Origin of the sequence: Paenibacillus sp. S29 (genome assembly GCF_049319765.1) — a bacterium.
GTDB classification, from domain to species: Bacteria; Bacillota; Bacilli; order Paenibacillales; family Paenibacillaceae; genus Paenibacillus; species Paenibacillus polymyxa_B.
The window spans coordinates 386,454-401,629 of record NZ_JBMOUI010000003.1 but is presented as its reverse complement, the minus strand read 5'-3'; the positions used below and the strand labels follow the sequence as shown (position 1 = coordinate 401,629).

The window sequence follows — 15,176 nt, the reverse complement described above, 5'->3', positions numbered from 1 at the left end:
GAAATTAGACCCGATACAATATCGAATCATCTTCTAGGCGAGGGATGCTCAGCAGTTAACTATAATACTTCATGGGGTCTTGCGTTCCACAATCATCGGCTGAAGCTGTTTGCCCTGCAATGCTTCATAAGCAGCCTCCGGAATCAACTCCATGTTAGCTACAAGCGAGTTCGGCTTTTTAACTGGATTGTCCTGTCCGAACGGCACAAAAAAGATATTTTTGGCTACGAGTAATTTGGCGATATTGGCAGCATTTAGACCCAGTCCATCATTAGTAGATATAGCTAAAAGAAGTGGACGACCGTTGCGCAATTGCGCCTTGGCAGCCATCAAAACTGGACTGTCTGTCATTGCATTCGCTAACTTACTCATCGAATTCCCCGTCAAAGGTGCAATCACCAACACATCGAGTATTTGGGAGGGACCCAGTGGCTCAGCCTCCACAATTGTAGAAATGATATCATTCCCTGTTATATCTTTCAACTGTTTTTGCCAACTTTGCGAAGTACCAAAGCGCGTATCCGTTGTTAGTACTGTATTGGATATAATAGGAACGACCTTCGCACCCTCATCAACAAAGCGCTGTATAACAGGCATTACCTCTTCAAATGTGCAATGTGAGCCTGTAATTGCATAACCTACTGTTTTCCCTTGCCAACTCATTGTGCATCCCCCCGATCAGGATTATCTTCCATTAACAACTGCACCAGCGTATTCGCTATAATGGCACCAGCAGTTTTGGGAGCAACTATACCGGGAAGACCAGGGGCAAGCATAGCCTTGATTCCACGCTTTTCCGCATAACGGAAATCACATCCGCCCGGGGCGGAAGCAAGATCTATAATCACGGTGCTCAATGGCAATTTAGACAGGATTTGCGCTGTGATAATCATAGAGGGTATCGTATTAAAAATCAAGTCAACTCCCTTTGTCTCATGCGCCAAATCCCTTGTCATAAAAGGCTCCCAACCCATTTCCACGGCTCTTGCTGCATCCTCTGCCCGCCGTACTCCAACCTTCACTCTGGCTCCCAACCCCTGTAGTGCTCTTGCCATGGTAAATCCAGTCCGTCCCATGCCTAGAACCATACAATCTGCACCGTGAATCGTAAAATCAGTATGCTGAATGGCCATCATCAGTGCGCCTTCGGCCGTAGGTATAGAGTTGTATATGGCCACATCATCTCTCTCCAGCAGCTCTACTAGCTTTAACTCATGTCTGGTACAAATTTCTTTTAAGTACGTCCGCGCCATCCCTGTATATACAACGCAATGCGGTGGAAGAGCAGCAGCATGTTCATTCAGAAACTGGAGCTTCTGTGCTCCGAAAAGTGCATTTACGTTGCCTTCCTCATCGCATCCCACCACCGGCAAAATCAGTGCGTCTGACGATTCCAGCAGCTTGACAGACATTGGTTCTAGTGTCACTCCTTTGAGTGGTACTTCAAGCTTGTCAAAACCGACCACACTGACGGTAGCATCCATGTCCACACATTTGCGGATTACCTCAAGCTGCCTCGCATCGCCACCCAAAACAACGACGCGTATTCCTGTTAGCATCCGGATCACTCCTTTCCGAGACACGATATGCTTTTAGTCTATGCGAGTGCCCGGAGAGGGGTGAAAAAACACAAAAAAAAGCCGCCCCTTGATGAGGCGACCTTTATATGCATACTTACTCTTAAGCAAGTAAATTTGAAGCTTTTACAAAATAGACATTCTTACATTGCAAACCAACCATAGCTCAGCGTCCTGTATGGCCAAAGCCTCCAGCACCACGCACTGTTTCAGATAATTGGTCTACTTGTTTCAGCTCTACCTCAGGTACAACCTGAAATACCATTTGTGCAATTCGCTCATTGCGCGTAATCGTGAACGATTCTTCGCCCAAATTAATAAGAAGTACCTTGATCTCCCCACGATAATCCGCATCAATCGTTCCCGGTGTATTGAGACAGGTAATACCATGCTTAAGAGCCAGTCCACTTCGCGGACGGATTTGTGCCTCCAATCCCGCTGGCATAGCTATTGCAAATCCAGTTGGAACGAGGCAACGTTTGCCGGGTTCCAGTACCAGATTTTCCTGTACTGCTGCATACAAGTCAAACCCTGATGCAAGCTCTGACATTTTGCGGGGCAGCTCAATATCTTCATTGCCCGCAAGTCTGTTAATTTCCACGTAAGTTAACAAAATAGTCCCTCCTCATATCCTTTACCGCTGAATCACTCGCTCCCACCATCGACAGGGCAAACGGCTCCGAGAACATCCGATCCAGCACTTTGTTCACATCATTTGCCGTCACATGCTCGATATGTTCGATCATTTGATCCAGCGTATAATGCTGACCGAGCATTAATTCATTTTTTCCAAGCCGATTCATCCGGCTACCTGTACTTTCAAGGCTTAAAATCAAACTTCCTTTTAATTGTTCCTTACCTTTACGAAGCTCATTAGCGTCCAAACCGTTGACAGCCACTTCTCGTAAAAGCTCCAGCGCCAAATCCAGCACGTCCTTTGTTTGCTTAGGAGCCGTACCTGCATAGATCGTGAACAACCCACTGTCCGCATGAGAGCTATGATAGGAATAGACCGAATAAGCCAGTCCACGCTTTTCCCGAATTTCTTGAAACAAACGTGAACTCATGCCGCCGCCGATCGCGTTATTCAGCAAAACCATAGCATACTGGAGCTCGTCACCCGCTGCAAATCCAGGCAGGGATAAACAAATATGATTTTGCTCCGTTGCTTTCTCATGATACAACAGCTCACCGTTAAACACAGGTACTGTCAGCGGCGAAACGGTTCCATGATTATCAAAATGTCCAAAATGTCGCTCCAACAATTCTACCAAGCGATCGTCAACATTACCAGCCACACTGATAACTGTATTGTCGATTGTATAATGCTCCTTCATATAATGACTGAGGTGTGAGCTATCCATAGCAAGCAGGTGATCTTCGGTTCCGAGAATCGGATAAGCCAGTGGATGTTCACCATAGGCCGCGCGAGATACAAGATCGTGCACCATATCATCCGGTGTATCCTCGTACATGGAGATTTCCTCCAAAATCACATTCTTCTCTTTTGCCAATTCTTCCTGATCTAGTTTGGAATTAAAAAACATATCAGACAGCACATCAACTGCGATCGGTAGATGCTCATCCAATACTTTGGCATAATAGCATGTATATTCCTTCGAAGTGAAAGCATTAACATTTCCTCCGATGGCATCGAATTGCTCAGCGATTTCCTTAGCGTTAAAACGCTCTGTTCCTTTGAAAAGCATGTGTTCGATAAAATGAGAAATACCGCTATTGTCCGGCGTTTCATTCCGGGAGCCAGTTTTAACCCAGATACCGAAAGAAACTGAACGTACGGTTGGAATTTTTTCAATGACCACTCTTAGGCCGTTTTTAAGTTGAATTCTTTCCACGATTGGCCCTCCTAAACTGAATTGCATACTTAGCCATAATGTTCAATCCTAACAGAAAAAAGACGTTCACTCAACCGGAGCAGGTAGTTGCCGATCAGGGGAAAGTGTCTGACTGACAGTTCCGAGCACAAGTCCCTTACTACGAATAGCATGAATCATGCCTTTGAGAGCAGCCGATGAGGAATCTGTTGGGTGCATCAATATCAGGGAGCCTGATTCAACCTTACTGCTGATTTTGTTAATCACCGATTCCGGTGACGGATGTCTCCAATCTACAGTGTCCAATGTCCACAACACTGTTTTGAGCCCACGTTCTGCTGCTATATCCACCGTTTGCTGATTAAAATCACCCGATGGAGGGGCAAACCAGTTATTTTTGATACCCAAAGTTTCTTGAAGAAGCACTTGAGTCTTTTCAATTTCTTGTGTGGCTCTGGCCCGACTCAGACGACTCATATTTGGATGAGAGTATGCATGGTTCGAAAGCTCATGCCCTCTTTTTTGAATCTCCTTGGCGAGAACAGGATTTTTTTTCAACCAACTTCCATCAAGAAAAAATGTAGCCTTGACCTTTTCCTGATCCAACGTGTTCAGTATCGGCAGGATAAATTCATTCCCCCATGCTACATTGATCATGAAAGATACCATCGGCTTTTCGGGATTCCCCCTGTAAATTGGAACATTACCAAGCTGATTTAAATGTATTTTAGGTGCCAATTGCCGATATACATATTGAATGGGTCGATCCGGAGATGCAATCGCTTTGCGATAGGTAGCATCCAAATCCACCTCCAGTCCGTTATAGCCTGGAATAGCCTTCCATACCCTGTCGATCTTGGCATCAACTGGTTCCCGCCGCTGACGTGCTGCTTCTGTTCTTAGTCGCTGCATAAGCGCATTGTCGGGCAAAGCTGCTATCGCCATCGTGGTTACAGCCTCTGGCTCTTTAACCCCTGTAACGTCTCCATTGCGTAATTGACTAGCATAGTCACGAACCCCACTAAACTGCCCGATTACGAGTGTGATGGCTAAACTGGCTACCACCCACACTGCTCGTTTTGCCCTACTCATAATTCCTTCATCCCCCCGCCCGTTTGTCCACATTGTATGCGGCGAGGACAAGAACTATGACGTAGCAAGCTCTAGAAGCTCACTTGGGTGCAGCTTGTGCATATGTATGAAAAAAGAGCCAGAAACGTAGCTCTGCCTCTTTCCTAAAGCTTAAACAATGCTATTCAAATCCCTTGTACTGTTAATACGAAAAGCTACTCCTGCCTTTCTAGTCTGCAACATGCAGATACCTAGGATTTTGCAGGTGCTTCTGCAGTCAGAACAGCCTTACGGGACAGATTGACACGACCTTGTTGATCAATTTCGGTTACTTTCACCGTAATTGTATCCCCAATAGCAATTACATCTTCAACTTTGGCTACACGCTCAGTAGACAGTTGAGAAATATGAACCAGACCATCTTTGCCCGGTAAAATTTCAACAAATGCACCGAATTTCTCAATCCGTTTTACTGTACCGATGTAAATCTCACCGATCACGACTTCCTTTACGATACCCTCAATAATGGAACGTGCTTTTTCATTCATCTCTTGATTTGTGGAAGCGATGAACACACGACCATCTTGTTCAATATCGATTTTCACGCCGGTTTCTTCGATGATTTTGTTGATGATTTTACCACCAGCCCCAATAACATCACGGATTTTGTCCGGGTTAATGTGCATCGTCATAATTTTTGGAGCATACGGAGACAACTGCTCACGCGGCTTCTGGATCGCTTCCATCATTTTGCTAAGAATGAACAAACGTCCTTCTTTAGCTTGCTTGAGCGCATCCTGTAAAATCTGGCGGTCAATACCGTTAATTTTAATATCCATTTGAATGGCAGTTACGCCTTCCGCGGTACCAGCAACTTTAAAGTCCATATCGCCCAGGTGGTCTTCCATACCTTGGATATCAGTCAATACGGAAACATGGTCTCCATCCTTAATCAATCCCATGGCTACACCTGCAACCGGAGCTTTAATCGGTACACCTGCATCCATCATAGCCAGTGTACTTGCACAAATACTAGCTTGTGAAGTCGAACCATTCGATTCCAGTACCTCGGAAACCAGACGGATGGTGTATGGAAATTCAGTTTCGGAAGGAATTACTTTGGAAAGCGCACGTTCACCAAGAGCACCATGTCCGATTTCACGACGACCTGGCGCACGCAAAGGACGAGCCTCACCTACGCTGAATGGCGGGAAATTGTAATGATGCATGAAGCGTTTTGTTTCTTCCAGATCAATACCGTCCAAAATTTGTACATCACCCAATGCACCAAGTGTACAAATGCTAAGTGCTTGCGTTTGACCGCGTGTAAATAAGCCCGAACCATGAGTACGCGGCAAAATGCTAGTGTCGCTTTCAATCGGACGAATTTCGTCAAGCTTACGACCATCAGGACGCACTTTATCATGCGTGATCAGACGACGTACTTCTTCCTTAACGATATCATAGAGAACTTCGCTCACGTCGCTCAAAAGCTCAGGTGTCTCTATGTATTGTGCTTCAAAATGGGCAACTGTCTCTTCGTTGACTGCATCAATTGCCTCTTGACGAGCATGTTTTTCTGCAATTTTAACAGCTTGCATTAAACGTTCAGCTGCATAAGCACGTACTTCACTGTTCACTTTTTCATCAACAGCATGCAGTTTAACCTGCATTTTCTCTTTACCTGCTACTTGCACCAATTGTTCAATAACTGCCACAATGTTCTTAATCTCATCATGACCGAACATAATAGCTTCCAGCATAACTTCCTCTGGAATCTCATTGCCTTCGGCTTCTACCATCATGATGGCATCTTTCGTTCCGGCTACAACCAGGTACAGATCGCTTGCATTCTGCTGTGCAATATCCGGGTTAATCACAAATTGCCCGTCTATACGTCCTACAGCGACTCCACCGATTGGCCCATTAAAAGGCACATCCGAAATGCTAAGTGCTGCCGAGGTTCCGATCATTGCTGCAATTTCAGGTTCGCAATCCTGATCGACACTCATAACCAGATTCAACACCTGTACATCATTCCGGAAACCTTCCGGGAACAATGGGCGAATTGGACGGTCTGTCAAACGGCTGGACAAAATCGCTTTTTGACTCGGACGTCCTTCACGTTTAATAAATCCGCCAGGAATTTTCCCCACAGCATACAATCTTTCCTCATAGTTTACGGTCAGTGGAAAAAAGTCCAAATCTTTCGGTTCACGGGAAGCGGTCACGGTACAAAGCACAACTGTTTCTCCGTAGCTCACTTTAACTGCCGCATTGGCTTGTTTCGCAAGACGTCCTGTTTCCAACACCAGCTTTCTTCCGCCGAGCTGCATTTCTACGCGTTGCTCCATGGTATCCCTCCATTTCATTTCATTGTAAAAGTTCTATACATATCCAGTATTTCCTGCGCAGGTCTTATTCATAAGAAGCTAGCAGACAAATCAGGATATGTAATTCAAAAAAAGATTCCTCATTTCAAAAAAGAACCCGGCTGCTGTCCGCCGTCGCCTTAGCAGGGACAAGCGGTGAACAACCAGGCTTCTTTTCTCATTACATGTCTGAAAATTAACGACGCAGTCCGAGACGCTCGATCAACGCACTGTAACGTTTAACATCAGTCTTCTTCAGGTAAGCCAAAAGTTTACGACGCTGACCGACCATTTTCAACAACCCGCGGCGGGAGTGATGGTCTTTCTTGTGCGAACGAAAGTGACTTTGCAAGTTGACGATGTTTTCAGTAAGGATAGCGATTTGTACCTCTGGTGATCCTGTATCGGATTCATGAGTTTTGTACTCCTCGATCAATTGCTGTTTACGCTCTTGAGTCAATGCCATCCTGTTCACCTCCTTCATTATAATCGCCATTAGCCTCGTAGCCGCCGGTGAAAGCGGACAACCAAGCTAAGGTTCATCGTTGTTTACACAACATAAGTCAGTATAACACAGCGCCTGTCTTATGTAAATAAATTAGCCTAATAGCTTTTTAGCCGTTTGTGCATCATTGCCAATTTGGTTGATCAGCTCATCCACCGAAGAGAATTTGCGTTCAGGGCGGATATAGTGGTGAAGCTCCACAAGAACAGACTCTCCATAAATTTGCTGATTAAAATCAAATAAATGTACCTCAAACGACGGATTCAGCACACCTTCATGAAAAGTAGGCTTAACCCCTACATTCATTACACCGTTTATCCAACGATCCCCTACAAGCGCCCGTACAGCGTACACACCCTTAATCGGAATCACGTAAGTGTCATCCAGTTTGAGATTAGCGGTCGGAAAACCGATCGTACGTCCGCGCTTCTCTCCATCCATTACAGTACCCTGGATACGATAAGGACGTCCCAACCAGCGAGAGGCATGTGCTAGATCTCCGGTCTGTAAAGCACGGCGAATGCCAGAGCTGCTCACCTTGTCCCCATCCAGTTCGAACGGTGGTACGGTGTGCACCGACATCAGCTCTCCTCCCAGCTTCCGAAGTGTATCCTCATGCCCGGCTCCCCGGTGGCCAAACCGAAAATCAAAGCCTACTACCGCTGTTCGAATTTGCAACGGAAGCAGCACGTCGCTCATAAACGCCTCAGGGCTGACCTTGGAAAATTCTTCGTTAAAACTCAAAATATAAAGTACGTCCACACCCATATCAGCCAGAATAGTCTGCTTGTCCGCAAGCGGTGTTAAATAACCTTCATAATCGCTTTTTTTCATGACTTCCTTCGGGTGAGGATGAAATGTCATGACAGATACCGGCACCTGCTGTTCACGAGCCAGCGCAACGGCCTTACGTATCACGCTTGCGTGTCCCAGATGAAGACCATCAAACTGACCGATCGCCGTGACCTGTGGACGTCCCCATTGCTGCAAAAGCTCATCACTCAATGGATAAGATAACGATACGGTAATCATTATTAATTCACCTGCATTTCACATCATTTGACTAACTTCGTCAAAATTATAGCACAATTCAAGGTAAAAAAACTTTAATGGGAGCGATCGCGTCTGATTCATCCCGACCATATATGCCTAAAAACGTTTTATCCTCTTTATACAAACGGAAGGGCTGGTTGTCCGTCACAGGTGGTGAAATCATATTCAACGACAGGCGTTGGCCTTGCAGAGCCGCAGTTACCTTGGCTTCAGCCACTATATGCTCAGGCATATAGTCAATCGCCTGATCCGTTGTAATAAGTCGCTCTCCAAGACTGCCATCCGCAACGAAACGCTCTATTTCTTCGAAAGTCAGACAACGTTCCGCAGGAATTCCCGCAGACATGGTTCGCTCCAGCTTGACCATCGTGGAAGGATATCCTAATTCACGACCAATATCAACACATAGTGTACGGATATAAGTACCTTTGGAGCATAAGGCACGAAAAGAAATATCCACATACACCCCCGTCTCCGCGAATCCCGTCATTTCCAACTCGTAAATGCTCACTTCACGACTTTTGCGCTCCACGGTTTTGCCTTCTCGAGCCAGTTCATATAGACGTTTGCCGTCCACTTTTAGCGCGGAGTACATTGGAGGTACTTGGGAAATCATACCAACAAAACGCTTCAGGACCGCTTTGACTTCCACTTCCGTCACCTCTACGGGACGTTCACTCTCTTCCGTGATTTTCCCAGTCAGGTCTTCGGTATCCGTGGCAATTCCTAATCGCAGTGTAGCCCGATATTCCTTGGGCCGCTCCTGCATGTATTCCACCACACGGGTAGCACGTCCCAGACACAAGGGCAAAACACCGGTTACCTGCGGATCAAGCGTTCCAGTGTGTCCGATTCTCTTCATACCTAATAAACGGCGAGCCTTGGCCACCACATCATGAGAGGTAAATCCAGCAGGTTTATAGACAGGTAGAATGCCTTCCCAAGTTGCCTGTTCCTTTTTTATTGTGTTCATAGCTCAGATTTCACCCGCCCTACAACTGTCTCAATGATATCTCCCAGCTTACCCTCTAGCCGGCAGCCAGCTGCACGTACATGTCCACCGCCCCCAAATGATTGAGCCAGCGCAGCTACATCAACATTCCCTGCCGATCTCAAGCTGGCCTTGACCGCTTGATCATTAATAACCTTAAAGAAAATGCCTACTTCAACTCCACGAATATTTCTTGGATAATTCACGATGCCTTCCAAGTCCTCATTTACAGCACCACAATCCGTCATGTCGTCAGGGGTTACTACGACCCAAGCAACTTTTCCATCCTCCGACATCGTGAGCGTTTGCAATGCTTTTGTTAACACCTTCATTTGTGGAAAGGTCATTTCCTCGAGCAATTTCTCGGATAAAGATGGACCATCTACACCGTAAGCAAGTAGCTGTGACACAGTAGACATCACTTTCGGTGAAGTGTTCGAGTAACGGAAACCTCCTGTATCCGTTAGCAACCCTGTATATAAAGCCGTAGCTATTTCGACATCCCAGGTTACTGCAAACTCTTTCAGTAGGTCAAAAAGAATTTCTGCTGTTGCCGCAGCATCCGGCTTAATCACATTAACTGTACCGTAAGCATCATTGGTTGGATGATGATCAATATTCAGGATAATGGCATCTTCCGAAAAAAATTGCTCTGTCAAACCAACACGACGGTAATCCGCACAATCTACACAAATGATCCGGTTGTATTTCCGTTCTGGCGGTTGCTGGCTCATATCCATAATCTCATCGGCATGCCATAAAAAATCCATACGTTTGGGAATAGGCCCCTCATTCAGCATGGTAAATTTCTTCCCCAGACATGAGAGAAGCCAGCCCACCGTTACGGTGGAGCTGACTGCGTCTCCGTCCGGCTGTACATGCGATACGATCAGGTAATCATCATGCTCCAGAATAAATTCCTTCGCTTGTTGAAGCGCCTGTTCATAGGTATGCATTGCCTTCTCCTTTACATTCAGTTCATGGTTCCTTCAGACAAACTAAAAGTTTTATTTTTCATCCTTGTCGATATCACTCAGCAGTTTTTCAATTCGACTGCCGTAAGCAATAGATTCGTCAATTTTGAAAATCAACTCAGGGATATGGCGCAGCCGTATCCGTTTGCCGAGTTCAGAACGAAGATAACCGTTCGCTTTGTCCAATGCCTTCAGGGAAGAATTTTTCTGTTCTTCATCCCCGAGCACGCTCAAGTATATTTTCGCTTGGGACAAATCATTTGTAAGATCGACACCCGTTACGGTGATAAAACCGATGCGGGGGTCTTTTAATTCAGTTTGTATGAGTTGGCTGAGCTCCTTCTTGATCTGCTCGCCAACCCGACCTGTACGTATTTTAGCCATGGATGCTCACCTCTCTGCCGTTAGCGCTCCACTGTTTCCATGACGAACGCTTCAATAATGTCGAGTTCCTTAACATCATTATAGCCATCAAGGGTAATACCGCATTCGTAACCTTGGGCAACTTCTTTTGCGTCGTCCTTAAAGCGTTTCAGTGAGTCGATTTTACCTTCAAAAATGACGATGCCGTCACGAATCAGACGTGCTTCTGCTGAACGGGTAATTTTACCGGATGTCACCATACAACCAGCGATCGTACCGACTTTAGTAACTTTGAATACGTTACGTACTTCAGCATGCCCAATCACATTTTCTTTATATTCAGGATCCAGCATGCCCTTCATGGCTTGCTCTATTTCTTCAATGACATTGTAAATGACACGGTGTAGACGAATGTCCACTTTTTCAGCTTCCGCTGTAGATTTCGCCTGGTTATCCGGACGAACATTAAAACCAATGACAATAGCATTGGAAGCTGCGGCCAAAATAATATCGGATTCGGTGATTGCTCCTGCACCACTGTGAAGAATTTTAACGCGCACACCTTCGACTTCAATCTTGTTCAAGGAACCTTTCAACGCCTCGACGGAACCTTGTACGTCACCTTTAATAATGACGTTCAGATCCTTCATTTCGCCATCCTTGATGTGTTGGAACAGGTCATCCAGTGTTACGCGGGTATTACTGCCCAGATCAGATTGGCGTTGCGTGATCGCACGTCTGTCAGCAATAGCACGAGCTTTGCGCTCATCCTCAAACACCATGAATGGATCGCCAGCAAGTGGAACTTCTGTCAAACCAGTAATTTCAACTGGAGTGGAAGGACCCGCTTCCTTAAGACGACGACCTTTATCGTTGACCATGGCACGCACACGTCCGAAGCAGTTACCCGCTACGAAAGCATCGCCGACTTTCAGTGTACCGTTCTGAACGAGGATACGGGCTACAGAACCGCGGCCTTTATCCAGTTCTGCCTCGATGATGGTACCACGTGCCCGTTTGTTCGGGTTCGCTTTGTACTCGTTCACTTCAGCTACGAGCAGAATCATTTCGAGCAGGTCTTCCAGACCCATTCTTTGTTTCGCGGAAACGTTGACGAAAATCGTATCGCCGCCCCACTCTTCAGGTACCAATTCATATTCAGTGAGTTCTTGCTTCACTTTATCCGGGTTGGCATCCGGTTTGTCGATCTTGTTCACAGCTACGATAATTGGCAGACCTGCTGCCTTCGCATGGTTAATAGCTTCGACCGTCTGTGGCATAACACCGTCGTCAGCTGCAACCACGATAATCGTCATATCTGTCACTTGAGCACCACGTGCACGCATAGCGGTAAAGGCTTCGTGACCCGGTGTATCCAGGAAAGTGATTTTTTTGCTATTAATTTCAACTTGGTATGCACCAATATGCTGTGTAATACCGCCAGCTTCGCCACCGGTTACATTAGTCGAGCGAATGGCATCCAGCAAAGTTGTTTTACCATGATCGACGTGACCCATAATCGTTACAACTGGTGGACGTGTTCTCAGATCTGCAGGATCATCATTTTCTTCCACGGTTTCAAAACGATCTTCTTCGACCGGAATTTTCACTTCTACCTCGACGCCAAAGTCTCCGGCAAGCAAGAGGATGGTATCCATATCCAGTTCCTGGTTAATGGTCGCCATCGTTCCGAGCATAATCAGCTTTTTGATGACTTCTGATGCATCCTTATGAAGAAGCTTGGCTGTTTCGCCTACGGTCATCTCACCACGCACAATAATTTTCTTAGGCGTGTTGTCGATTTTCTCGCGACGTTCCTGTTGTTGACCTTTACCACGATTGTTAAATTTCCCGCCACGATTACTGCCACCGCGATTATTGCCTCCACGACCACCGTTACCACCGCGTCCGCCGCCTTGACGGTTATCGTCAAAACGTCCTTGACCGGAACGGTTACCACCGTTGTTGGAGTTACTGCCTGTACGGTTGCCACCACTACGGTTCGCATTGTTGCTACCTGTGGAGGATGATGTTCTTACAGCCGTACCACCCTGACTACTTCCCTGAGGGCGTGAGTTAGTGCTTTGGTTACCTTGAGGACGTGAACCTGTGTTGCCACTAGGACGCTGTTGTCCTCCCTGTTGTTGACCATTACTGCGGTTTTGTGTACTTTGCTGACCAGTGGGTCTGCTAGTACTTTGTTGACTGCGGTTTTGACCGCCCTGCTGACTGCTTTGCGCTTTAGGAGCGCTGCTTCGGTTACTGTTTTGGTTGTTGTTTGTCCTATTCATACTTACCTGCTTTTCCTGTTGATTTTTGGTTTGCTCAGTTGAATGATTACTATTCTGGCTTGAACCGGCCTGATTCGAGCTTACTTGCGCCGTACCTGCTCCGCCTTGCTTGGCCGCAGCATTGGATTTAATATTCTTAAAAAAACTTTCCACTTTACCTACGGCATCATGTTCCATGACGCTCATATGGTTGTTCACGGGAATATCCAGCCGTTTAAGAATGGTGATAATTTCTTTGCTGCTCATGTTCAACGATTTGGCGTATTCGTATACCCGCACTTTGTCTTTGCTTTCTTGTTTACTCAATATACTCCACCTCCGACATTATCCCCGCATGTTTCTTGATCAATTTCGCGAATCCTTGATCCGTCACAGCCAGCACAACCCGTTCAGGTTTGCCGATACTGCTTCCCAAGCTTTCCCGGTCAAATCCTATCAATAAGGGGATTTTGTACGTCCCGCATTTGTCGCGGAATTTCTTTTGAGTATTCATTGAAGCATCTTTCGCAAGAATGACCAGCTTGGCTTCTGAAGACCTGATCGCTTTAAAAACGATCTCATCACCTGTTAGCAGCTTGCCAGCTCTCATGGCAAGACCCAATCCAGACAGCGCCTTATTCATCCTGCACGCTGCCTTGTGCCGCCAGGAATTCTTCCTCGACGGCAGCAAAATCACGACTTAGCTGCTCATAAATATCAGGATGAACCGAGTGCTTCAATGCTCGATCCAGTGCCTTGCTCTTTTGAGCCAGCTTGAAGCAGGCGGCTTTGCCGCACAAGTAAGCGCCGCGTCCCGACTTTTTGCCAGTCAAGTCAATCAACACTTCGTCTTCAGGGGTTTTGACGACACGGATCAACTGCTTCTTTGGCATCATTTCATGACAGGCCACACATTTGCGCAAAGGTATCTTTCTCTGTTTCATGCATTAACCCCCCTACACTCCGCTTAATCTACAGAAACGGAATCCTGATGCATTTCATCGGTGGATGTTCTCGGTCTGCCGAGTTCTTCCTCCGCCTGTGTTTCACTCTTAATATCAATTTTCCAGCCCGTAAGCTTAGCAGCAAGACGAGCATTTTGCCCTTTGATACCAATAGCAAGAGAAAGCTGATAATCAGGCACAATAACACGCGCCATTTTCTCTTCTTCAAATACTTGCACTTCGAGCACCTTGGATGGGCTCAGCGCATTAGCCACGTATTCATCAACATTATCGGAATAACGTACAATGTCGATTTTTTCGCCACGCAGCTCATTTACAATAGTCTGTACACGTGTTCCTCTAGGACCCACACAAGAGCCAACCGGGTCAACCTCGGCGTTACGGGAATGAACCGCGATTTTAGAACGGAAGCCTGCTTCACGCGCTACGGAACGAATCTCTACAACACCATCAAAAATTTCAGGCACTTCGAGTTCGAACAAACGCTTAAGCAGACCCGGATGTGATCGGGACAGCATAATTTGCGGTCCTTTGGTTGTGTTTTCTACTTTGGTAATATAAGCCTTGATTCGATCCAGATGGCTAAATTTCTCATTAGGCATCAATTCACCTAACGGGAGAACCGCTTCCACCTTACCAAGATCAATATAAATGTTACGCGGGTCTTGGCGCTGTACAGTTCCTGTTACAATATCTTCTTCCTTGTCCACAAACTTGTTGTAGATCAGTCCCCGTTCCGCTTCGCGGATACGCTGGGTCACGACTTGCTTCGCAGTTTGTGCAGCAATCCGTCCAAAATCACGTGGTGTGACTTCGATTTCAGCGATATCTTCCAACTGAAAATGCGGGTTAATCTCACGGGCCGCAGGCAACGAAATCTCGGTGCGAGGATCCAATACCTCCTCAACGATCAACTTGCGGGCATATACCTTAATGACTCCCGAGTTGCGGTTCATATCAACACGCACGTTTTGTGCGGTATTGAAATTCCGTTTGTAACTGGAAATCAAGGCTGCTTCAATGGCCTCAAACAGCACATCCTTGCTGATCCCCTTTTCTCTTTCCAACTCGTTCATTGCTTCAATAAAATCCATACTCATGGATTACTGCTCCCCCTTTCAAATGATGCACCTGCGTACTGGTCGGCACACGAGGCAAAAAACATGTAGTACATGTCAAACAGCAACAGTCAAATCTGAA

General features: G+C 46.3%; 15 protein-coding genes. All 15 read right to left on the bottom strand.

The window, feature by feature from the left end; genetic code table 11:
- Nucleotides 1-69: 69 nt before the first annotated feature.
- On the bottom strand, nt 70-663 hold the full coding sequence (locus tag ACL9RM_RS07340) for a dipicolinate synthase subunit B (protein ID WP_029517031.1): 594 nt from the start codon (nt 661-663) through the stop codon (nt 70-72).
- Nucleotides 660-1,559, bottom strand: a complete 900-nt coding sequence (gene dpsA, locus ACL9RM_RS07335; protein WP_250261595.1) for a dipicolinate synthase subunit DpsA — start codon at nt 1,557-1,559, stop codon at nt 660-662. The genes ACL9RM_RS07340 and dpsA overlap by 4 nt, the downstream gene beginning before the upstream one ends.
- Nucleotides 1,560-1,743: 184 nt before the next feature.
- Nucleotides 1,744-2,190: a dUTP diphosphatase gene (gene dut / locus ACL9RM_RS07330; protein WP_013309936.1), complete on the bottom strand. Its 447-nt coding sequence runs from the start codon at nt 2,188-2,190 to the stop codon at nt 1,744-1,746.
- Nucleotides 2,168-3,433, bottom strand: coding sequence for a M16 family metallopeptidase (locus tag ACL9RM_RS07325; RefSeq protein ID WP_250268113.1), 1,266 nt, complete (start codon nt 3,431-3,433; stop codon nt 2,168-2,170). The genes dut and ACL9RM_RS07325 overlap by 23 nt, the downstream gene beginning before the upstream one ends.
- Nucleotides 3,434-3,499: 66 nt before the next feature.
- Nucleotides 3,500-4,504 carry a polysaccharide deacetylase family protein gene (locus ACL9RM_RS07320; RefSeq protein ID WP_250268112.1) on the bottom strand — a complete coding sequence of 335 codons (1,005 nt, stop codon included), beginning with the start codon at nt 4,502-4,504 and terminating at the stop codon, nt 3,500-3,502.
- Between the two features lie 230 nt (nt 4,505-4,734).
- The gene (gene pnp / locus ACL9RM_RS07315; RefSeq protein WP_250268111.1) at nt 4,735-6,837 is read right to left on the bottom strand and encodes a polyribonucleotide nucleotidyltransferase; all 2,103 of its coding nucleotides are present in this window, start codon (nt 6,835-6,837) and stop codon (nt 4,735-4,737) included.
- 214 nt (nt 6,838-7,051) lie between these two features.
- Nucleotides 7,052-7,321, bottom strand: a complete 270-nt coding sequence (gene rpsO, locus ACL9RM_RS07310; RefSeq protein ID WP_007430074.1) for a 30S ribosomal protein S15 — start codon at nt 7,319-7,321, stop codon at nt 7,052-7,054.
- A gap of 132 nt (nt 7,322-7,453) precedes the next feature.
- A complete protein-coding gene (locus tag ACL9RM_RS07305; protein ID WP_250268110.1) occupies nt 7,454-8,392 on the bottom strand; it encodes a bifunctional riboflavin kinase/FAD synthetase in 939 nt (312 codons plus the stop codon).
- A 58-nt stretch (nt 8,393-8,450) separates the two neighbouring features.
- Complete coding sequence (gene truB / locus ACL9RM_RS07300; RefSeq protein ID WP_250268109.1) at nt 8,451-9,386, bottom strand: tRNA pseudouridine(55) synthase TruB; 936 nt, start codon at nt 9,384-9,386, stop codon at nt 8,451-8,453.
- Nucleotides 9,383-10,360: a DHH family phosphoesterase gene (locus ACL9RM_RS07295; protein WP_061829438.1), complete on the bottom strand. Its 978-nt coding sequence runs from the start codon at nt 10,358-10,360 to the stop codon at nt 9,383-9,385. The genes truB and ACL9RM_RS07295 overlap by 4 nt, the downstream gene beginning before the upstream one ends.
- Before the next feature lie 51 nt (nt 10,361-10,411).
- Nucleotides 10,412-10,762: a 30S ribosome-binding factor RbfA gene (gene rbfA / locus ACL9RM_RS07290; RefSeq protein WP_010346342.1), complete on the bottom strand. Its 351-nt coding sequence runs from the start codon at nt 10,760-10,762 to the stop codon at nt 10,412-10,414.
- A 20-nt stretch (nt 10,763-10,782) separates the two neighbouring features.
- Complete coding sequence (gene infB, locus ACL9RM_RS07285; RefSeq protein ID WP_061829439.1) at nt 10,783-13,338, bottom strand: translation initiation factor IF-2; 2,556 nt, start codon at nt 13,336-13,338, stop codon at nt 10,783-10,785.
- Nucleotides 13,331-13,654, bottom strand: a complete 324-nt coding sequence (locus tag ACL9RM_RS07280; protein WP_025720915.1) for a L7Ae/L30e/S12e/Gadd45 family ribosomal protein — start codon at nt 13,652-13,654, stop codon at nt 13,331-13,333. The genes infB and ACL9RM_RS07280 overlap by 8 nt, the downstream gene beginning before the upstream one ends.
- Nucleotides 13,647-13,955 (bottom strand): RNase P modulator RnpM, encoded by a 309-nt coding sequence (gene rnpM, locus ACL9RM_RS07275; RefSeq protein ID WP_007430067.1) that lies wholly within the window; start codon nt 13,953-13,955, stop codon nt 13,647-13,649. Before rnpM ends, ACL9RM_RS07280 begins: the two co-directional genes overlap by 8 nt.
- 23 nt (nt 13,956-13,978) lie before the next feature.
- Nucleotides 13,979-15,076, bottom strand: coding sequence for a transcription termination factor NusA (gene nusA, locus ACL9RM_RS07270; RefSeq protein WP_013309927.1), 1,098 nt, complete (start codon nt 15,074-15,076; stop codon nt 13,979-13,981).
- Nucleotides 15,077-15,176 lie beyond the last annotated feature (100 nt).